A 19,646-nucleotide genomic window follows, 5' to 3' on the forward strand; every position below is an offset into this window, starting at 1 on the left:
GCGCCGTCGCGCCGGTCGCGCCCGGCGCCATGCCCGGCGCGGGGGCCACGGATGCCGCGGCGCGCCATGGGGCCGCGCGCCGCCCGCGGGCGACTCAGGCGTGCAGGGCCGCGTTCAACGCGATGCCCTCGCCGGTGCGCGAGAGCACCTCGACGCGTCCGTTCAGCGAGTTGCGCCGGAAGAGCAGGTTCGGCACGCCCGACAGCTCGACGGCCTTGACGGTGCGCCCGGCCTCGCCCGGGCCGCCGACCACGACGACCTTGGTGCCCGCCGTGACGTAGAGCCCCGCCTCGACGACCGAGTCGTCGCCGATCGAGATGCCGATGCCCGAGTTGGCGCCGAGCAGGGCCCGCTCGCCGATCGAGACGCGCTCGGTGCCGCCGCCCGAGAGCGTCCCCATGATCGAGGCGCCGCCGCCGATGTCGCTGCCGTCGCCCACGACCACGCCCTGCGAGACGCGTCCCTCGACCATGGAGGTGCCGAGGGTGCCGGCGTTGAAGTTCACGAAGCCCTCGTGCATGACGGTGGTGCCCGGCGCGAGGTGGGCGCCGAGGCGGACGCGCGAGGCATCCGCGATGCGCACCCGCTCGGGCGTGACGTAGTCGAGCAGGCGCGGGAACTTGTCGAGCCCGGTGGCGTGGATGCCGGCACGCTGCAGCGCGGGGCGCAGCCGGTCGAAGTCGGCCGGATGCACGGGCCCGGCGTTCGTCCAGACGACGGCGGGCAGGTGCCCGAAGATGCCGTCGAGGTTGATCGTGTTGGGGCGCACGAGCAGGTGCGAGAGCAGGTGCAGGCGCAGGTAGGCGTCGGCGGTGCTCGCGGGCGGCTCGTCGAGCCGGATCGCGACGTTGACCGGGCGGATCGTGACGGCGCGGCGCGCGTCGGCGCCGATGAGGTGCTCGATCTCGGCCGGGACGATCCACGGCTCGCGGCCGGCGGGCAGCTCGCCGAGCTGCGGCGCGGGGAACCAGGCGTCGAGCACGGTGCCGTCGGCGGCGACGGTCTCGAGTCCGTCGGCCCAGGCGGCGCGTGCGGGCACGGTGATGACGGTGTCGGCGGGCATGCCTCCAGCGTACCGAGGGGTGCCGCACCGTGCCGTCGGCGGTCGTCGTGTGACGAGGCGTGCGGATGCCCCAGACCTAGACTTGGGGAATGGCTGATCCCCGCACGTCACGGCCCGCACTCGACCTCTCGGCCGACGCCGTGGCGATCACGCAGGCGATCTGCGACGTGTGGAGCGTGTCGGGCGAGGAGCGCGAGCTCGCCGACCTCATCGTCGACGCGCTCGCCGACGCCCCGCACCTCGAGCTCATCCGCGACGGCGACTGCGTCGTCGCGCGCACGAACCTCGGCCGCGACCGCCGCGTCGTCATCGCCGGCCACATCGACACCGTGCCCGTGAACGACAACCTGCCGACCCGCTTCGAGAACGTCGACGGCCGCCGGTGGCTGCGGGGCCGCGGCACGGTCGACATGAAGGCGGGCGTCGCGATGCAGCTCAAGCTCGCGCGCGAGCTCGCCGATCCCATCGCCGACATCACGTGGATGTGGTACGACCACGAGGAGGTGGGCGCCGACCGCAACGGCCTCGGCCGCCTCGCGCGCAATCGGCCCGATCTCTTCCGGGGCGACTTCGCGATCCTGGGCGAACCGTCGAACGGCCAGGTCGAGGGCGGATGCAACGGCACCCTCCGGGTCGAGCTGCGGGCCACCGGTCGCCGGTCCCACTCCGCCCGCAGCTGGGTCGGCGTGAACGCCATCCACAAGCTCGCGCCCGCGCTCGAGCGCCTCGCCGCGTTCGAGGCGGAGACGGTCACGGTCGACGGACTCGACTACCGCGAGGGCCTCAGCGCGGTCGGCGTCTCAGGCGGGATCGCGGGCAACGTCATCCCCGACGAGGCCGTGGTCGTCGTCAACTACCGCTTCGCTCCGAGCCGTTCCGTCGACGACGCGATCGCGTACGTGCGGGCGATCTTCCCCGAGTACGAGCTCACCGTCACCGATGCCGCCGAGGGCGCGCGGCCCGGCCTCGACGACCCGCTCGCGCAGCAGTTCGTGCGTGCGGTCGGCGCCGAGGCGCGCCCGAAGTACGGGTGGACGGATGTCGCGCGCTTCAGCGCGATGGGCATCCCCGCCGTGAACTTCGGCCCGGGCGACCCGATGCTCGCCCACGCCGACGACGAACGGGTGGACTGCGACGAGATCCTCGCCTCCGAGCGGGCGCTGCGCGCCTGGCTCACCGGCGGTGCGTGACGGCAGCGCCGTGACCGCTGCCGAGCCCGTGGTGCGCGAGCCCGACCCGTTCCGGCGGCACCGGTGGTCGCCGGTCGTGCGCTACCGCGTGCTGCCCTGGTGGGGGCGCGTGGTGCTCGTGTACGCGGCCGCCCGCGCCGTCACGACCGTGATCGTGCTGCTCCTCGCGAGTGTGCAGGGCGCGAACCCGTGGACGGCGGCGCATCCGGGCTACTTCGAGTACGCGAACCTCTGGGACGCGCGCTGGTACGAGATCATCTCGTACTACGGCTACCCCTCCCGACTGCCGCTCACCGACGACGGCCACGTCGGCGAGAACGCCTGGGCGTTCATGCCCGTGTTCCCCGTGCTGGTGCGCGTCGTCACGTTCGCCGGCCTCCCGTGGAACGCGGCATCCGTCGTGGTCGCGCTCGCCGCGGGGCTCGGCGCGGCGCTCGTGTTCCACCGGCTGATGTCGCGGTTCCTCGCACCCGACCAGGCGATGTTCGCGGTCGTGCTGTTCTCGGTCGCGCCCGTCTCGCCGATCATGCAGTTCGGCTACGCCGAGTCGCTCGGCTTCCTGTGCCTCGCGGCGGCCCTGCTGCTGCTCGTCGACCGGCGCTACGGATGGCTCGTGCCGCTCGTCGCGGCGTGGTCGTTCACGCGCCCCGGGGCCCTCGCGTTCGCCCTCACCCTCGGGCTGCACTGGCTCGTGCGGTGGTGGCGCCGGGGGAGCGACCCGTTCCCGCTGCGCGAACGCGTGCTCGCGGCATCCGTCGCCCTCTTCGCGGTCGTCGCGGGACTCGCCTGGGCGGGCATCGCGTGGGCTGCGACCGGCGTGCCCTCGGCGTACACCGACACCGAGCTCGCGTGGCGGTCGGCCTACATCGGGTACCAGGCGCTCGTGCCGTTCACGCCGTGGTTCCTCGCGGGCGACTGGTGGCTCGACCAGCCGCTCGGCACGATCTCGGTGATCGCGCTCGTCGCCGCGTTCGCGCTCGCGCTGTGGTCGCCGTGGGTGCGCCGGCTCGGCGTCGACATCCGGCTGTGGCTCGGCAGCTACGCGCTGTACCTGCTGGCCGTGTTCTTCCCGCAGTCGAGCTCGTTCCGGCTGCTCGCGCCGATGTTCCCGATCGTCGGCGCGCTCGCGGTGCCGCGCTCGCGCGTGTGGCGCTGGTCGCTCATCGTGCTCTCCGTGGCGCTGCAGGTGGGCTGGCTGCTCATCGCGTGGGGCATCGACGGGCGCGACTGGACGCCGCCGTGAACGACCGGCGCACGGCGCGTTCCGGTCGGGTGAACGTTTCCCGAGCTGTCCACAGAACCGGCCTCGATTACCCGGCGCCGCTCGGGATAGCCGATAATGGAAGTTCAGCCACGAAAGGGGTAGCTCAATGGCGGCCATGAAGCCACGTACCGGAGACGGACCGATGGAGGCTGTGAAGGAGGGGCGCCTCATCATCGTGCGCGTGCCGCTCGAGGGTGGCGGTCGCCTGGTCGTCTCGGTGAACGACGCTGAGGCCAAGGAGCTCTACGACGTCCTCGGCGGCGTCGTGAACCCCGCCTGAGTCAGGCGCCCAGCTTCACGATCTGCAGCAGGCCGTCTCCGGCCGGCGAGACCGAGGTGGCGACGGCAGCGGATGCCGCGAGCTCAGCGATGAGCGTGCGGAACGCGGTCGCCGCCTCGTCTCGTTTCGCCGGATCGGCGACTCGGCCCTTCCAGAGTGCTCGTGCCACGAGCACGATCCCCCCGGGCTTCGCGAGCCGGAGTCCGTGCTCCACGTACTCGATCACCGAGGGCGCGTCCGCGTCGATGAAGACGAGGTCGTAGGAGCTCTCGTTCATGCGGGGCAGCACCTCGTGCGCCCGTCCGGCGATCAGTCGCACCCGTGCGGGCGCGATGCCCGCGTCGGCGAAGTGCTCGCGCGCGTGCTGCTGGTACTCGGTCTCGATGTCGATCGAGGTGAGCTGCGAGGTGCGCGCCGCCAGCAGCATCCACAGGCCCGAGACGCCGACGCCGGTGCCCACCTCGATGAGGGTGCGGGCGCGCGCCGCGGCAGCGAGCACGGCCAGCTGTGCTCCCACTGCGGGTGAGACGGGCTCGACGCCCAGCTCGAGGGACTGCTGCCGGGCCTTGGCGATGGACTCGTGCTCGACGACCGACTCGTCGACGTATTTCCAGTTCAGGTCGTGTTCGGACACGTTGCGGCTCCCGGGGTTTCTCGACCCCCAGCCTAGGGGGGCCTGCGATGGCGCTTCGCACGCCCCGCCGCCGACTATCCTGTAGGAATGTTCGGTCTGACGTTCGAGAAGCTCCTCATCATCGGGGTGATCGCCGTCTTCCTGCTCGGGCCCGAACGCCTGCCCCTCTACGCGGCCAAGCTGGGCCAGCTGGTACGCTCGCTGCGCGACATGGCCAACGGCGCCAAGAGCCGTGTCAAAGACGAGATGGGCTCCGAATTCGACGACGTCGACTGGCGCAAGCTCGACCCTCGTCAGTACGACCCGCGGCGCATCATCCGCGAGGCGCTCAGCGACGTCGACCCGTTCGCGCAGCCGCAGCGTCCCGTCGTGGCGCGTGCCGCCGTGAACCAGGACTCCGCCTACCTGCAGCGCAAGCGGCAGCGCGAGGCGCTCGGCGCGGGCGAGCCCGCGCCGTTCGACTCCGAAGCCACCTGAGCCGCGGCCGCCGCTCGTGCCTGACTCAGGCGCGGCGCAGCGCGCGCAGCGTTCGCGCGAGCAGCAGGAATGCCGCGGTCATGCCATTGAACTCCGCGCCCGTGCGGGGCAACTGCAGCAGTCCGGTGGCAGCCGAGATGGTGACGGGTTCGACGAATCGCAGCAGCCCCTCGGGGCCGTTGCGGCGGCCGACGCCCGACTGCTTCGCGCCGCCCATCGGCGCATCGACCGACGAGAACGTGCCCCGGTAGCCCTCGTTGATGTTCACGCTGCCGGCCTCGAGCGCCTCGGCGACTCGCTGCCCGCGACGCAGCGACCCGGTGAGGACGGCGGCGTTGAGACCGTAGTCGGAGGCGTTCGTGGCGAGGATCGCCTCCGTCTCGGTGTCGACCACGGAGAGGGTCGCGACGGCGCCGAACGTCTCGTCGGCGAACACGCGCATGTCCGGCGTGACGTCGGTGAGCACGGTCGGAGCGAACGCCCACGGGCCGGCTTCGGGCACGCGGTGGCCGCCCGTGAGCACCGTCGCGCCCTTCGCCACGGCGTCCTCGAGCTCCGCCTCGACGCGGCCGAGCTGGGCGGCGGTCGCGAGCGAGCCGAAGTCCGCGGTGTAGTCGAGTTCCGTCGCGACGTGGGATGACTCGAGGCGGGCGACCAGCGCGCTCGTGAACCGGTCGGCGACGGCCCGCTGCACGTAGATCCGCTCGATCGATACGCAGAGCTGCCCCATCGCCGAGAAGCAGGCGTACGCGGCATCCGCTGCCGCCTGTTCGGGATCCACGTCGTCGAGGACGAGGAGTGCATTCTTGCCCCCGAGCTCGAGGGAAGCGCCGATGAGGCGTCGTCCGGCCTTCTCGGCGATACGGCGGCCGGTGGCGGTCGAGCCGGTGAAGCACACGTAGTCGACCTCGTCGGTGAGCGCCTCGCCGACCTCGTCGGGTGAGCCTGTCACGACGGCCCAGAGTGCCTCCGGGACGCCGGCCTCGATGTACGCCCGGCGGAGGGCGAGGATCGAGAGCGCGCCCTGGTCGTCGGCCTTCTGCACGACCGCGCACCCCGCCGCGAGCGCGGGGACGACGTCCATCGCCGCGAGCGAGAGGGCGTAGTTCCACGGGGTGATCACGCCCACCACGCCCTTCGGGCGGTACCGCACTCGAGTGGTGGTGACGAGCGGCACCGCCGCGCGCCGGCGATGGCCGCGAAGCACGCGCTCGGCCGAGAGGGCGTTGTAGCGCGTCACGGATGCCGCCTGGAACACCTCCTCGAAGCCCTGCCCGCGCGTCTTGCCGCTCTCGAGCTGCACGAGGTCGAGCAGCTGCTCGCGCCGCTCGAGCACCAGGTCGTGCGCGGCGAGGAGCACTCGCCGACGATGCGCGAACCCCGCGCGCGCCCACGCGAGCTGCGCGAGGCGCGCCCGCGCCACCGCGGAGCGCACGTCGTCGGCGTTCGAGCGCGGCAGCTCGTGCAGCGTCTCACCGGTGCTCGGACTCGCGATCGGGATCGTCTCCGATCCCGAGGTCACGAGGTCGTCGACGAGGGAGGCGTAGAGGTCGGGAGAGGCCGTCGTGGCGCGCATGGGCACAGTCTAGGCGCGTGCCGGCACCGTCTAGGACAGTTGACCCACTTCGACTCCCGGATGGGTACACTGCCTCCATGACCGCACCGGAGCGATCCCTCACCCGCGGCGTCGTGACCCGGTACGCGATCGGCTCGATCGGCACCGGCGGCTTCGCGACGCTCCCCGGACTCGTGCTCGTGTTCTACCTGACCGACACCCTCGGCGTGAGCGCGCTCGTCGCCGGACTCGTCGTCACGGCGGCCAAGGTGTGGGACGTGGTGATCGATCCGTGGATCGGGGAGCGCAGCGACCGCGTCCTCGCGTCGACGGGCACGCGTCGCACGTGGATGCGGGTCGGCGCGATCGCGCTGCCTGTGGGCTTCGTGCTCACGTTCGCGGTGCCGACGGGGCTCGCGCCCGCGGCATCCGGTGCCTGGGTCTTCGTGGCGTTCCTCGCCACGGCGACCGCCTTCAGCCTCTTCCAGGTGCCGTACATCGCCCTGCCCGCGGAGCTCACCGCCGACTACGACGCACGCACGCGCCTGCTCACGTGGCGCGTCGTGGTGCTGAGCGCCGCGATCCTGCTGTTCGGTGCGGGCGGGCCCATCCTGCGCCGCGCCGGCGGCGACGACGAGGCGCTCGGCTACCTCGTGATGGCGGTCGTGGCGGGGCTCGCGATCGGCGTCGGCATGCTCATCGCGACGTCGACGGCGCCGCGCGGAGAACCGTCGGGGGCGCGACCGCGGCGCAGCATCCGCGCCGGCTACGCCGAGGGGATCGACGCCCTCCGCCGCAGCCGCCCGTTCCGCGACCTCCTCGCGGCCTTCGTGCTCCAGGGCCTCGCCACCGGCGTCATGCTGGCCGGCGCGAACTACGTGGCCGTGTGGGTGCTCGACTCCGAGGACGCGCTCACCTTCCTCTTCGTCGCACTCATCGGCCCCGCTGTGCTGTGCGCTCCGCTGTGCGGCCGCCTCGCCCGGCGCATCGGCAAGGAGCGCAGCTTCGCGCTCGCGAGCGCGCTCTTCGCGGTGGCCGCCGCGAGCCTCGTGGGCATGCTGTGGGCCCCGGGCGCGTGGATCTACGCACCGGTGGCGGTCGCCGGCGCCGCGTACGCCGGCATGCAGTCGCTGCCCATGGCGATGCTGCCCGACGTGGTCACCCACGACGCCCGCACGCACGGCCTCGGCCGTGCCGGCAGCTTCGGCGGCGTCTGGACCGCGGGCGAGACCGCCGGCATGGCGCTCGGCGCCACCCTGCTCACGCTCGCCCTCGCCGCGACCGGCTACGTCGAGTCATCCGGCGCCGCCGTGGTCGCCCAGCCGGATGCCGCGATCGCGGGCATCACGGTGAGCTTCAGCCTCGTGCCGGCCGCCCTCGTGCTGCTGAGCCTCTGGTTCATCCGGCGGTATCCGCTGCGCAGGGGCGACATCGACACGGATGCCGCGGCCACGGCGGTGCTGCGATGACCGCGTTCCGGCGGCCGCCCGCCGACATCCTCGCCGACATCGAGGCGCTCCGCGCGGCGGATGCGCCGACGCACGGCGGCCGTGTGCTCTCGTACGTGTACGACGCGGGGCTGCCGCAGCTCGACGCCCTGGCGGCGGATGCCGCACGGCTGGTGCAGCCCGTGAACGGCCTCGACCCGACCACGTTCACCTCGGTCGCGGCGATGGAGTCCTCGGTCGTCGGGTTCGCCCGTCGCGTGTTCCACGGCGAGGACGAGCCGGGCGCGGACGGGCCGGGCGTGGACGGCGCCGACCGGCACGGCACGGCCGAGGGCGGCGGCGTCGTCGTCGGCTCCGTGACCTCGGGCGGCACCGAGAGCTGCCTGCTCGCGGTGAAGACCGCACGCGACGTCTGGCGCGAGGCGCGCCTGGGCACCCCGCGCACGCCGCGGATCGTCGCGCCCACGACGGTGCACGCCGCCTTCCACAAGGCCGCCCACTACTTCGGGCTCGCGCTCGACCTCGTCCCGGTCGATCCTGAGACCGGTGCGCCGAGCGTTGCGGCGATCGAGGAGCGGCTCGGCGACGACGTCGCCCTCGTCGTGCTGAGCGCCCCGTCGTACCCGTTCGCGAGCCTCGATCCGATCGCCGACGTCGCCGCGATCACCGGACCGCGGGCCATCGCCCTGCACGTCGACGCCTGCATCGGCGGCTTCGCACTCGCGTTCTGGCCCCACGACCTGCCGGCGTGGGACCTCGCGGTGCCGGGCGTCACGAGCCTCTCGGCCGACCTGCACAAGTACGGCTACGCCCCGAAGGGCGTGTCGGTGCTGCTCACCCGCGGCCGCGACCGGCAGCGCCACCAGTACTTCGCGACGACCGAGTGGCCGGGCTACCCCGTCGTGAACGCGACGATGGCGGGATCGCGCCCCGCGGGCCCGCTCGCCGCGGCGTGGGCGATCATCGAGGCGCTGGGCGAGCCGGGCTTCGCCGAGCTCACCGCACGTGCGGCGCGCGCGACCACGGCGCTCCGCGACGTCGTCGGCGGCATCGACGGTCTGCGCGTGGTCGGGGCGCCGACCGGCCCGCTGCTCGCGGTCGCGACCGACGACGAGGTGCCGCCCGATCGCCGTGTCGACCCGCACCATTGGGCGGATGCCGCGCGCGCGGCCGGATGGCACCTGCAGCTGCAGCCGGGGCTCCAGCAGTCCGACGGCACCCGCCTGCCGCACACGACCCACCTCACCGTGACCCCGGTGACGGAGGCGGCGCTCCCCGAGCTCGCTCCGGCACTGGTCGCCGCGGCCGACGCCGTGCGGGGGGTCCCGCGGGTCGACGGTGCCGAGGTGCTCGCCGCGATGGCCGCGCAGCTCCCGGGCGGCGCGGCGGCGCTCGCAGCGGCATCCGACGGTCTCGACTCCGACGCGGCGGCGGCGCTGCTCGGCGCGTTCGGCCTGCTCGGCGGTTCGGGTGCCGGCGACGCGGATGCCGGCGGCGCCGACGCGGGTGACGCGCTGCCCGATCGCCTCGCGCCCGTGCTCGCGCTCGTCGAGGCCCTGCCGGCGCCGCTCACCGAGCGGCTGCTCGTGGAACTGCTCGCGCGCGTCGTGGAACCGCGGCCGTTCCGGCCGGAGTGACGGCTCAGAGTCCGCAGCGCTCGTCGTAGTAGGCGTAGAGCTCGGACTTCAGGGCGTCGCCGGCGGGGCGATCGAGCCGGCCCGCGCGCCCGTCGCTCGTGGTGATCTCGAACGGCAGGATCGTGCCGCGCTTGTCGTCGGCGATCGCGTGGGCGTCGCACCGGGCGGGCTTCACCGGGAGCGAGATCGTGAACGGCGCATCCCCCGCCGCGACGTCGCGGTCGATCACCCAGTCGGTGCCGCCCTCGGCGTTGAGGAGGGTCGTGCCGTACACCGTGCCGAGGTGCATCGTGAGATCGCCCGTTGCCACGGGCTCGACGAGCACGTCGAGGTAGGCGCGCCGGTCGAGGCCCGCACCCTCGCTGCGCAGCGTCTCGGGCATGCGGATGTCGGCGACCGCGGCGACCGAGTCGGCAAGGCAATCGGTGTCGACGAGCCGTGGGAGCGTGTCGAACGGGTCGTCGGGCCGCAGCTCGCCGTCGCGCGGGCCCTCGGCGGTCGTCGCCTCGACGAAGACCGTGGCGTCGGCCGGGTCGGCGTTCGCGTCGCACACCGTGGGCGTGCGCTCGATGCGGATGTCGAGCTTGCCGCCGTCGGCCCGGAGCTCGAACGGGTCGGCGTACGACATGCCCGGTTCGAGGGTGGGCGACCGCAGTTCGAAGCCGTCGATCGTGACCGGCTCCGGGCCGGCGTTCGTGAACCCCACGACGAGGATGCCGTCGGCCGCGTCGAGACGGCTCTGCCGCACCTCCACGGAGAGGCCGTCGGGGAGGGGCGGCGCCTCGTCGGCGCCGGCGCACGACGTGAGCAGCGACGCGCCCGACGCGAGCGCGACGACGGCCGCGAGCCGGCCGAGGAGGCGAGCGCGCGGCATCCGATCACCGCACCGAGACGTCGAGACGGCGGCCGCTCAGGGAACGGGGGCGGGCCGCGAGCGCGGCGGCGACCGCCTCGATCGCGCGTGCCGCAGGGTCGTCGGGCTCCGCGAGCACGACGGGCATCCCCTCATCGCCGCCACGGCGCAGCGCGACGCTCAGGGGCACGCTCGCGAGGAGCGGCACGGGCGCGTCGGCGCCCACGGAGAGCCGCCGGGCGACCTCCTCGCCGCCGCCCGATCCGAAGAGGTCGAGGATGCCGCCGCCGGGCTGGGGGAGTCCGGCCATGTTCTCGACGACGCCGACGACCTGCTGGCCGGTCTGGCGCGCGACGAGTCCCGAGCGCTCGGCGACGTCGGCCGCCGCGGGCTGCGGCGTCGTGACGACGAGCACCTCGGCGTTGGGCAGCAGCTGCCCGAGCGAGATCGCGACGTCGCCCGTGCCCGGCGGCAGGTCGACGAGCAGCACGTCGAGGTCGCCGAAGTAGACATCGGTGAGGAACTGCTGGAGTGTGCGGTGCAGCATCGGCCCGCGCCACGCGACGGCGACCGAGGAGCCGCGCCCGCCCGGCTCGGTGGGCTCGACGAACATGCCGATCGAGATGACCTTCACGCCGTGGGCGACGGGCGGCAGGATCATGTCGTCGACGCGGGTGGGGCGCGCTGCGTTGCCGTGCTCGTCGACGAGCCCGAGCAGGCCGGGGATCGAGAAGCCGTGCACGTCGGCGTCGACGAGGCCCACCGAGAGCCCCCGGGCCGCGAGCGCGACGGCGAGGTTCGCGGTGAGCGTCGACTTGCCCACTCCGCCCTTGCCGCTCGTCACCGCGATCACGCGGGTGAGGGTGCCGGGGCCGAACGGATTGCCGCGCGCCCGGCCGCCGCGCAGCCGCTCGGTGAGCGCGGCCCGTCGCTCGGGCGTCATCACGGTGAGCTCCACGGTGGCATTGCCCGCGCCCACCACCTGCTCGGCGGCGGCCCGCACGTCGCGCTCGATGCGATCGGATGCCGGGCAGCCGACGATCGTGAGCGCGACGCGCACCGCGACGCCGCCGGCATCCGTCGCACGCACCTCGTCGACCATGTCGAGCTCGGTGATGGGCTTGCGGATCTCGGGGTCGATGACGCTCGCGAGCGCCGCGGAGACGGCGCGCTCGACGTCAGGTCGCGGCATGCTCGGACTCCTCCTCGTCGCGGCGGTCGAGCTCCTCGAGCACCTGCCGCAGCTCCTGGCGGATGAACTCCTTCGTCGCGAGGTCGCGTACCACGAGCCGCAGCGCCACGACCTCGCGGGCGAGGTACTCGGTGTCGGCGAGGTTGCGCTCGGCTCGCTGCCGGTCCTGCTCGATCTGCACGCGGTCGCGGTCGTCCTGCCGGTTCTGGGCGAGCAGGATGAGCGGGGCGGCGTACGAGGCCTGCAGCGAGAGCACGAGCGTCAGCGCGGTGAATCCGATGGCGATCGAATCGAACCGCAGCGGCTCGGGCGCGAACGTGTTCCACGCCATCCAGCCGATCGCGAAGACGGTGAGCCCGAGCAGGAAGCCCGGCGTGCCCATGGCGCGCGCGACCCACTCGGTGAAGCGGCCGAACCGGTCGCGGTCGCCCGAAAGACGGAAGGACGGCGATCGGCGGATGCCCTTCGGGGTGTCGAATCGTCGGTCGTCGACGTCAGCGCGTGCCATCTCCTGCCCTCCTTCCGTTGGTGATCGGGATGCTTCCCGTCGCGAGCTGTGCCCGGGCCGTCGCCCGGCGCGTCACCTCGCGTTCGTCATCGGGGTGACTTCGCCAGTCATCGGGCAGGAGGTAGTCGAGCACGTCGTCAATCGTCACCACCCCGACGAGTCGATGCTTCTCGTCGACGACCGGCACCGACACGAGGTCGTAGCTCGCGAGGATGCGGCTCACCTCGGCGGCGGACGTGTCGGCGCGGACCGGTTCGAGGCCCTGGTCGATGAGGCTGCCGAGTCGCTCGTGCGGGGGGTAGCGCAGCATCCGCTGGAAGTGCACGATGCCGAGGAACCGGCCGGTGGGCGGCTCGTACGGCGGCAGGGTCACGCACACCGCGGCGCCGAGCGCGGGCGGCAGGTCGTGGCGGCGGATGAGCGCGAGGCCCTCGGCCACCGTGGCGTCGGCGGAGACGATGATGGGCTCGGTGGTCATGAGCCCGCCCGCGGTGTCAGGTCCGTAGGAGAGGAGGAAGCGCACGTCCTCGGCCTCCTCGGGCTCCATGAGCTCGAGCAGGTGCTCGCCGCGCTCCTCGGGGAGCTGGGCGATGAGGTCGGCGGCGTCGTCGGGCGACATGTGGTCGAGCACGTCGGCGGCGCGGTCGTCGCCCAGCCCGGCGAGGATCTCGACCTGGTCGGACTCGGGCATCTCCTCCAGCACGTCGGCGAGCCGGTCGTCGGGAAGCTCCTCGGCGACCTCCTGCCGTCGCTGCGCAGGCAGGTCGAGCAGGGTGTTCGCGAGGTCGGCGGGCTTCAGCTCGGAGTAGGTCGCGATGAGCTGCTCGGCCGACTGGGCCTCACCGCTCGGGTTGGCCTCGCGCACCTCGCGCCACGTGACGTAGGCCGACTGGCCCTTCGAGAACGGCGACGCTCCCGCCTTGGGCCGCCGCACGAAGAGCTGGTCGACCTCCCACTCGCCGGGCTCGCGCTCCTCGATCGCCACGTCTTCGATGGTCGCGGCGCCGGAGCCGTCGTTGAAGGCGACCTTGCGGCCGAGCATCTCGGCGATGACGCGCACCTCGCCGCCGCGCTGCTCGAACCGGCGCAGGTTGATGAGGCCCGTGGTGATGATCTGGCCGCCGCCGATGGAGGTGACGCGGCCGATCGAGACGAAGACGCGGCGCTTGCCGGGGATCTCGACGATGAGTCCCACCACGCGCGGAGGGTCGCTCGCACGGTACACGACGAGCACGTCGCGCACGCGGCCGACCCGATCCCCGGCGGGGTCGAAGACGGCGCACCCGGCGAGTCGGGCGACGAAGACTCTCGTTGCGCTCACGACACCCAACTTACCCCCGGCCGCCCCCGTTCCGGTCCGGAAGAGGGCGCCGTGGGACAATGGCCGGGTGAGCAGCCAATCCCCGTTCGGCGGCCGTGTCGGCCGCGCTTTCCCCACCCTGCCCAAGGGCGAGACCGTCGCGAGCTACGAGACCTACGCCGAGGCGCAGGAGGCCGTCGACCGCCTCGCGAAGGCGGAGTTCCCCGTGCGGGAGCTCTCGATCGTCGGCACCGACCTCACGAGCGTCGAGCGCATCACCGGAACGCTCAGCTGGGGGCGCGCGGCGGCCGCCGGCGCGCTCTCGGGCGCGTGGTTCGGCACGTTCCTCGGGTTGCTCCTCTTCATCTTCTCGCCGACGGGCGCCTCGATCGGCATCCTCGGCTCGGCCATCCTGCTCGGTGCCGGCTTCGGCGCGATCTTCAGCGTCGTGTCGTACTCGATCAACCGCCGGCGCCGCGACTTCACCTCGGTCATGCAGGTGCTCGCCACGCGCTACGCCGTGATCGCCGAGCCCGAGCATGTCGCCCGGGCCCGCCAGGTGCTCGGCACGACGGATGCCGCGTTCCCGGCCGCTCCCGCGTGGAGCCCGCCCGCCGCGCCCCCGGCTCCGCCCGCCGAGCCGCCCGCTCCCGCCGGGCCCACAGCCGGTGGTGGTGCCGAGGGCGAGCAGCCCGCCGAGGAACCGAGGGGCCTTACCTACGGCGAGGCGCAGGACGCCCGTCGTCGGGCCGAGCGCGAGCGGCGCGACTCGGGCGACGGCGCCTGACCGAGGGGCGCTGAGCCGCGCGACGCCGACCGGCGCGTCGACTACCAGTCCGTCGGCTTCTCCGGCGTGTAGAGCCAGATATCGAAGAAGTCGCCGAGCTCCGCCCCTGAGACCTCCTCCGCGAGGGCGATGAAGTCGGCGGTCGACGCCGTACCGCCGCCGTACCGCTCGACCCACTGCTTCGCCAGGTCGAAGAACGCTTCGTCGCCGATCCTCACGCGCAGTGCATGCAGGGTTGCGGCGCCGCGGTCGTAGACGGGGTTCAGGAAGAGTCCGAGCGGACCCGGGTCCGCCACGACGAGCTCCCACTCCTCGTCGTCGGCGGGGATCGACAGGTAGTCGTCGAACGACGCCTGGGCGGTCTGGCCGCCGCGGTGCTCCGTCCACATCCACTGCGAGTACGTCGCCCAGCCCTCGTTGAGCCAGATGTCGGCCCAGCGGAACGGGCTCACCTCGTCGCCCATCCACTGGTGGGCGAGCTCGTGCGCGACCGTGCCCTCCCGAGCGGTGCGGGAGAAGAAGGACCGGGTCTGCGTCTCGAGGGCGTAGCCGACCGAGTCGTCGTCGACGATCGCGCCGTACGAGCCGAAGGGGTACGGACCGTAGAGCGATTCGAAGAAGACGAGCATGTCGCTCGTGAGCGCGAGGCTCTCCGAAGGCGCCCCGAGACGTGCCGGGTCGACTGCGTCGAAGATCGGCGTGCCGTTGGCGGCCACGTACTGGTTCACGACGTAGTCGCCGACGCTCGCCGTCGCCAGGTAGGCGGCCATCGGGTCGGGCGCGTCCCAGTACCAGGTCGTCCGCCCGTCGGCCGTGGTGGCCGGGCGACTGGGCAGCCCGTTCGCGACTGCGACGAGGCCCTCGGGCACCGTGATCTCGAACGAGAAGGTGGCCTTGTCGGTCGGGTGGTCGTTCACGGGGAACCACGTGGCCGACCCGTCGGGTTCGCTCACGACCATCGCACCGTCGCGCGTGGTCACCCAGCCGTACAGCGCTCCTTCGATGTCGGTCGGCCGGGTCGTCGTGCCGCCGTAGCGGACGACGACCTGGGCGGCCTTGCCGGCCTTCACCTTCTTGGAGGGAGTGATCACGAGTTCGTTCGACGTCTGCGTGAACGTCGCGGCCTTTCCGGCCACGGTCACCTCCGTGGCGGTGAGGCCGCGGAGGTCGAGGTTGAATCGGCTGAGATCCTGGGTCGGCACGAGGTCGATCGTGGCGACGCCGTCGAGGCGACCCTCGATCGGCGCCGGGTCGGGCGGCGCCGGCGTGTAGTCGAGGTCGAGGTGGTAGTGCACGATATCGGTGCCGCCGTTGCCGGCGAGCGGGAAGTACGGGTCGCCGGCTCCATCGGCGCCCGGCGTGTACTCCGGAGGTGCCGCGACCGCGACGGCCGGGCTTGCAAGGAGCGCGGCGGCGGCGATCGCCGATGCGATGGCGAGCAGTGCGGGACGGCGAGACGGCATGGGATCCTCCAGCGTTGCGTCGGCTGCCGATCGCGGCAGTGCTGCCGAATGTAGACGACCACGGTGGCAGCCGCCACCGTCGAATGCCTCCAGTCCACCCGCCAGCAGGTCAGCCCGCCGCGCCGCGCACCCAGGCCTCGACCTCGGCGACGGTGCGCGGGATGCCCACGGAGAGGTTCTCCGCACCGTCGGCGGTCACGAGGATGTCGTCCTCGATGCGCACGCCGATGCCGCGGAACTCCGCGGGCACCGTGAGGTCGTCGGGCTGGAAGTAGAGGCCCGGCTCGATCGTGAAGACCATGCCGGCCTCGAGCACGCCGTCCATGTAGAGGTCGCGTCGTGCCTGCGCGCAGTCGTGCACGTCGAGGCCGAGGTGGTGGCTCGTGCCGTGCACCATGTAGCGGCGGTGGAACTGGTTGTCGGGCTGCAGCGACTCCTCGGCCGAGACGGGCAGGAAGCCCCACTCCGCCGTCTTGCGCGCGATGACCTCCATCGCGGCGGCGTGCACCTCGCGGAAGATCGCGCCGGGCTTCACGACCCGGAACGCGGCATCCGCCGCCTCGAGCACCGCCTCGTAGACCTGGCGCTGCACGGGAGAGAAGCTGCCGTTGACCGGGAAGGTGCGCGTGATGTCGGCGGTGAAGTAGCTGTCGAGCTCGACGCCGGCGTCGAGGAGCACGAGGTCGCCCGGCACGACGGGGCCGTCGTTGCGCGTCCAGTGCAGGATCGTGGCGTGCGGGCCCGCCGCGGCGATCGAGCCGTAGCCGACGTCGTTGCCCTCGAGCCGGGCACGCGTCGCGAAGACGCCCTCGATGACGCGTTCGCCGCGCACCTCGGAGGTGATGCGGGGCAACTCGGCGAGCACCTCGGTGAAGCCGCGCTGCGTCGCGTCGACCGCGGCGCGCATCTCGGCGATCTCGAACTCGTCCTTCACGAGGCGGAGCTCCGAGAGCACTCGGGCGAGCTCGCCGTCGGGCGCGTGCTCGTGGCCGACCTCGATGCTGAACGGCGCGTCCGAGGCGTTCGTGGAGAGCGCCTGCTCGGCGGCGAAGCGGATGCGCGCGTGGTCCACGCGCTCGGTGATCGCGGCATCCGCCTCGCGCAGCACGAGCGTCGACGTGTCGACGGCGTCGAACACGCGGTCGAGGTCGGCGATGCCGCCCGTCGCGATGGCGAGATCGGCTGCGACGTGGGCGAGCGAGGGGCGTGCGCCGATCCAGAACTCGCCGATCGCGGGGTTGGCGTAGAACTCCTCGGAGTCGCGGCCCGCGCGCTCGCGGAAGTAGACGGTGGCCACGTGGCCCTCGCCGCCCTCGGGCTCGAACACGAGCACGGCGCCCGGCTCGGAGTCCGAGCCCCAGCCGGTGAGGTGCGCGAAGGCGGAGTGCGCCCGGTACGGGTAGTCGGTGTCGTTGGCGCGCTGCTTCATGTCGCCGGCGGGCACGATGAGGCGCACGCCCGGGAACGCCGCCGAGACGGCGGCACGACGCGCCGCGGCGTACTGCGCCTGTGCGCGTGCGGACGGAAGGGCCTCGTCGCGCTGCGCCCAGCCGCTGCCGATGAACGCCTTGAACCCCTCGGAACCCGGGGTCGTCGACCGGTTCGCGTTGCGAGCGGATTCCTCCGGCGTCGGCTCCTCGTCGGAGTCGTTCACGGTGGCCGTTCTGGTGGAGGTGTCGCCGGGGTTCGTCATGCGTCCATTCTCCCACCAGGCGGCCCGCCCTCAAGATGGGCTCGGGGTCGCTCAACCGGCGGGGGAGTTCGCTGGGCCCGCGGGGAAGACGCTCAGCCCGAGGGGAAGGCGCTCAGCCGGCGGGGAGACGCTCAGCCCGCGGGGGAGAGCGTCGCGACGATCGGCCGATGGTCGCTGCCTGCGCCGTCGAGCGCCTCGATGACCTCGAAGGAGTCGACGGTCCAGTCGGAGGTGGCGAGCACGTGGTCGATCGGGCTGCCGAACATCGGCGGCAGGTCGGTGGGCCAGGTGCCCACTGCGGCCCACCCGGCCGAGGCCGCCGCATCCGAGCACCGGCCGAGATCGCCGCCGTCGACGCCGCGGCCGGCGAAGTGGTCGAGCGTGCCGTTGAAGTCGCCCGCCATGATCACGTTGCCGCCCGCGCACCGCTCGGCGATCCAGTCGAGGTCGCTGCGCCAGTTGCGCAGCTCCCAGCGGATCGGCGCGACGGCGTGCACGGCGACGATGCGCGGCCCGTCGCCGTCGACGGGCTCCGCGACGATCGACGGCAGCGTGTTCGTGTTGCCGGGCGGGCCGGGCACGAGCTCGGACACCACCCGGTAGTCGCCGAGGTCGGGCGAGATGAGGATCGTCGTGGAGCGCGCCTTCGCGATCTCGTCGAACGCCACCGTGTGCACCCACATCGGACTGCCGCCCTCGCGCATGGCGATCGCGACCTGCTCGCCGAGCGGGCCCGTGGTCTCGGGCAGCACGATGACGTCGGCGCCCTCGGCGAGCGCCAGGTCGGTGATGGTGGTCGCGTCGGGCACCTCGCCGAGCGTGTTCCACGAGAGCACGGTGACCGATCCGGATGCCGCGGCCGCAGCGTCGCCCGCCCCGCCCGCGCCGCGCACGGCGAGCACGCCCACGTTGCCGAGGGCGAACAGGGCGACCACGATCGCCATCGCCGCCGCGAACCACCGCAGGGGACGCACCAGTGCCAGCAGCGCGAAGACCGCGGCCGCGGCGATCCCGCCGGCCGCGGCCACCCCGCGGAGCGCCACGACGTGCGCGGCGATCCACTGGTCCTGCAGGCCGAACGCCTGCGGCCACACGAGGATCGCGGCGAGTGCCGCCGTTCCGAGCACGACGGCCCAGCCGAGGATGCGGGGGAGCATTCCAACCAGCGTAGGGGAGCCGGTGGCGCGGCGAGGGGCCCGGCGGCCATGGATCCGCTGGGAGTCGTCGGTGAACATGCCCCGGCTAGCATGGAGGAATGGCCGAAGCCCCCGTCATCGTCGCGGCCGACCTGCACACGCACTCGTCGGTGTCCGACGGCACGGAGACCCCGGCGGAGCTCGTCGCGGCCGTCGCGGCGGCGGGGCTCGGCGCCTTCGCGCTCACCGACCACGACTCGACGGCCGGCTGGGCCGCCGCCGCCGCCGGAGCACGCGAGCGCGGCATCACGCTCATCCCGGGCATGGAGCTCTCGACGCGCATCCAGTTCGCGAGCGTGCACGTGCTCGCCTACCTGATCGACCCGCTCGACGAGGCCCTGCTCGCCGAGACCGCGCGCATCCGCGAGTCGCGCTTCACCCGTGCCGAGGAGATCGTGCGGCGCATCGGACGCGACTACGACCTCACGTGGGACGACGTGCTCTCGCAGACCACCGAGGGCGCCACCATCGGCCGGCCGCACATCGCCGACGCGCTCGTCGCGCGCGGGCACGCGGCCACCCGCTCGGATGCGTTCGACGGCATCCTGCACTGGCGGCGCGGCTACGCCCAGCCCCATTACGCGCCGGACCCGCTGACGGGGATCCGGCTGATCCGCGCCGCGGGCGGGGTTCCGGTGCTCGCGCACCCGGGCACCCGTGGCGCCGAGGACGTCATCCCCGAGGACAAGCTGCGCCGGTTCGTCGACGCGGGCCTCTTCGGCCTCGAGATCGACCACCCCGAGAACCGCGAGGGGTCCAAGCGACGGCTCCGCGAGCTCGCGGCGAAGTACGGCCTCGCGGTCACCGGCTCGAGCGACTACCACGGCTCGGGCAAGCCCAACCGCCTCGGCGCGTACACGACGCCGCCCGAGGTCGTCGAGCGCATCATCGCCGAGGGCACCGGGACGAGCCCGGTCTTCGGGTGATGCCGCGTCGGCTCGTCGGCTGATCCCGGGTCCGGTCGCCGGATGCCGCGGCGCCGCCTCGACCGCGGACGGGAACGGGCCGGCCGCGACCGGGGTCGCGGCCGGCCCGTTGCGCCGTGGTCGTGGGTCAGGCGGCGGGAGCCGTGTTGCCCGGACGCGGGCCGCGACGGCGGCGGCGGC

18 protein-coding genes are annotated in these 19,646 nt (G+C 73.1%); 8 read left to right on the forward strand and 10 right to left on the reverse strand.

Features of this window, described 5'->3' with window-relative positions:
* Window positions 1-94: 94 nt before the first annotated feature.
* Window positions 95-1,063, reverse strand: a complete 969-nt coding sequence (gene dapD, locus EDM22_RS17965; protein ID WP_122938461.1) for a 2,3,4,5-tetrahydropyridine-2,6-dicarboxylate N-succinyltransferase — start codon at window positions 1,061-1,063, stop codon at window positions 95-97.
* An 89-nt stretch (window positions 1,064-1,152) separates the two neighbouring features.
* Between dapD and dapE the strand changes: the two genes are divergently transcribed.
* From dapE to EDM22_RS17980, 3 genes are all read left to right on the forward strand, one after another.
* Window positions 1,153-2,253, forward strand: coding sequence for a succinyl-diaminopimelate desuccinylase (gene dapE, locus EDM22_RS17970; RefSeq protein ID WP_122938462.1), 1,101 nt, complete (start codon window positions 1,153-1,155; stop codon window positions 2,251-2,253).
* A gap of 10 nt (window positions 2,254-2,263) precedes the next feature.
* Window positions 2,264-3,496, forward strand: coding sequence for a hypothetical protein (locus tag EDM22_RS17975; RefSeq protein WP_245989530.1), 1,233 nt, complete (start codon window positions 2,264-2,266; stop codon window positions 3,494-3,496).
* A 127-nt stretch (window positions 3,497-3,623) separates the two neighbouring features.
* Window positions 3,624-3,797: a DUF3117 domain-containing protein gene (locus tag EDM22_RS17980; RefSeq protein ID WP_067875042.1), complete on the forward strand. Its 174-nt coding sequence runs from the start codon at window positions 3,624-3,626 to the stop codon at window positions 3,795-3,797.
* A 1-nt stretch (window position 3,798) separates the two neighbouring features.
* Here EDM22_RS17980 and EDM22_RS17985 read toward each other — a convergent pair whose 3' ends face one another.
* A complete protein-coding gene (locus tag EDM22_RS17985) occupies window positions 3,799-4,431 on the reverse strand; it encodes an O-methyltransferase (protein WP_122938463.1) in 633 nt (210 codons plus the stop codon).
* 87 nt (window positions 4,432-4,518) lie between these two features.
* Between EDM22_RS17985 and EDM22_RS17990 the strand changes: the two genes are divergently transcribed.
* Window positions 4,519-4,908, forward strand: a complete 390-nt coding sequence (locus EDM22_RS17990) for a twin-arginine translocase TatA/TatE family subunit (protein WP_122938464.1) — start codon at window positions 4,519-4,521, stop codon at window positions 4,906-4,908.
* A 25-nt stretch (window positions 4,909-4,933) separates the two neighbouring features.
* On the opposite strand, the gene EDM22_RS17995 is transcribed toward EDM22_RS17990, so the two are convergent.
* On the reverse strand, window positions 4,934-6,484 hold the full coding sequence (locus EDM22_RS17995; RefSeq protein WP_122938465.1) for a succinic semialdehyde dehydrogenase: 1,551 nt from the start codon (window positions 6,482-6,484) through the stop codon (window positions 4,934-4,936).
* 77 nt (window positions 6,485-6,561) lie between these two features.
* Here EDM22_RS17995 and EDM22_RS18000 point away from each other — a divergent pair, with 77 nt between their 5' ends.
* On the forward strand, window positions 6,562-7,932 hold the full coding sequence (locus EDM22_RS18000; RefSeq protein WP_122938466.1) for an MFS transporter: 1,371 nt from the start codon (window positions 6,562-6,564) through the stop codon (window positions 7,930-7,932).
* Window positions 7,929-9,548, forward strand: a complete 1,620-nt coding sequence (locus EDM22_RS18005; RefSeq protein WP_122938467.1) for a pyridoxal phosphate-dependent decarboxylase family protein — start codon at window positions 7,929-7,931, stop codon at window positions 9,546-9,548. The genes EDM22_RS18000 and EDM22_RS18005 overlap by 4 nt, the downstream gene beginning before the upstream one ends.
* 4 nt (window positions 9,549-9,552) lie before the next feature.
* Here the strand turns inward: EDM22_RS18005 and EDM22_RS18010 are convergent, their stop codons facing one another.
* The 4 genes from EDM22_RS18010 to EDM22_RS18025 are packed head-to-tail and all read right to left on the reverse strand — an operon-like array spanning window position 9,553 to window position 13,422.
* The gene (locus EDM22_RS18010; protein ID WP_122938468.1) at window positions 9,553-10,422 is read right to left on the reverse strand and encodes a hypothetical protein; all 870 of its coding nucleotides are present in this window, start codon (window positions 10,420-10,422) and stop codon (window positions 9,553-9,555) included.
* Between the two features lie 4 nt (window positions 10,423-10,426).
* On the reverse strand, window positions 10,427-11,593 hold the full coding sequence (locus EDM22_RS18015; RefSeq protein ID WP_122938469.1) for an Mrp/NBP35 family ATP-binding protein: 1,167 nt from the start codon (window positions 11,591-11,593) through the stop codon (window positions 10,427-10,429).
* Window positions 11,580-12,101, reverse strand: coding sequence for a DUF1003 domain-containing protein (locus tag EDM22_RS18020; RefSeq protein ID WP_122938470.1), 522 nt, complete (start codon window positions 12,099-12,101; stop codon window positions 11,580-11,582). Before EDM22_RS18020 ends, EDM22_RS18015 begins: the two co-directional genes overlap by 14 nt.
* Window positions 12,088-13,422: a magnesium transporter MgtE N-terminal domain-containing protein gene (locus EDM22_RS18025; protein ID WP_122938471.1), complete on the reverse strand. Its 1,335-nt coding sequence runs from the start codon at window positions 13,420-13,422 to the stop codon at window positions 12,088-12,090. The genes EDM22_RS18020 and EDM22_RS18025 overlap by 14 nt, the downstream gene beginning before the upstream one ends.
* A 67-nt stretch (window positions 13,423-13,489) precedes the next feature.
* Here EDM22_RS18025 and EDM22_RS18030 point away from each other — a divergent pair, with 67 nt between their 5' ends.
* Window positions 13,490-14,188: a YflT domain-containing protein gene (locus tag EDM22_RS18030; RefSeq protein WP_212591987.1), complete on the forward strand. Its 699-nt coding sequence runs from the start codon at window positions 13,490-13,492 to the stop codon at window positions 14,186-14,188.
* 41 nt (window positions 14,189-14,229) lie between these two features.
* On the opposite strand, the gene EDM22_RS18035 is transcribed toward EDM22_RS18030, so the two are convergent.
* From EDM22_RS18035 to EDM22_RS18045, 3 genes are all read right to left on the reverse strand, one after another.
* Window positions 14,230-15,651, reverse strand: coding sequence for a M1 family metallopeptidase (locus tag EDM22_RS18035; protein ID WP_122938472.1), 1,422 nt, complete (start codon window positions 15,649-15,651; stop codon window positions 14,230-14,232).
* A gap of 109 nt (window positions 15,652-15,760) precedes the next feature.
* Window positions 15,761-17,344 (reverse strand): aminopeptidase P family protein, encoded by a 1,584-nt coding sequence (locus EDM22_RS18040; protein ID WP_122938473.1) that lies wholly within the window; start codon window positions 17,342-17,344, stop codon window positions 15,761-15,763.
* 131 nt (window positions 17,345-17,475) lie between these two features.
* Window positions 17,476-18,501, reverse strand: coding sequence for an endonuclease/exonuclease/phosphatase family protein (locus tag EDM22_RS18045; protein WP_122938474.1), 1,026 nt, complete (start codon window positions 18,499-18,501; stop codon window positions 17,476-17,478).
* A gap of 98 nt (window positions 18,502-18,599) precedes the next feature.
* On the opposite strand from EDM22_RS18045, the gene EDM22_RS18050 reads away from it, so the two are divergent.
* On the forward strand, window positions 18,600-19,466 hold the full coding sequence (locus EDM22_RS18050) for a PHP domain-containing protein (RefSeq protein WP_122938475.1): 867 nt from the start codon (window positions 18,600-18,602) through the stop codon (window positions 19,464-19,466).
* Window positions 19,467-19,646: the final 180 nt, after the last annotated feature.

The organism is Agromyces tardus (assembly GCF_003710805.1).
Taxonomy (GTDB): Bacteria; Actinomycetota; Actinomycetes; order Actinomycetales; family Microbacteriaceae; genus Agromyces; species Agromyces tardus.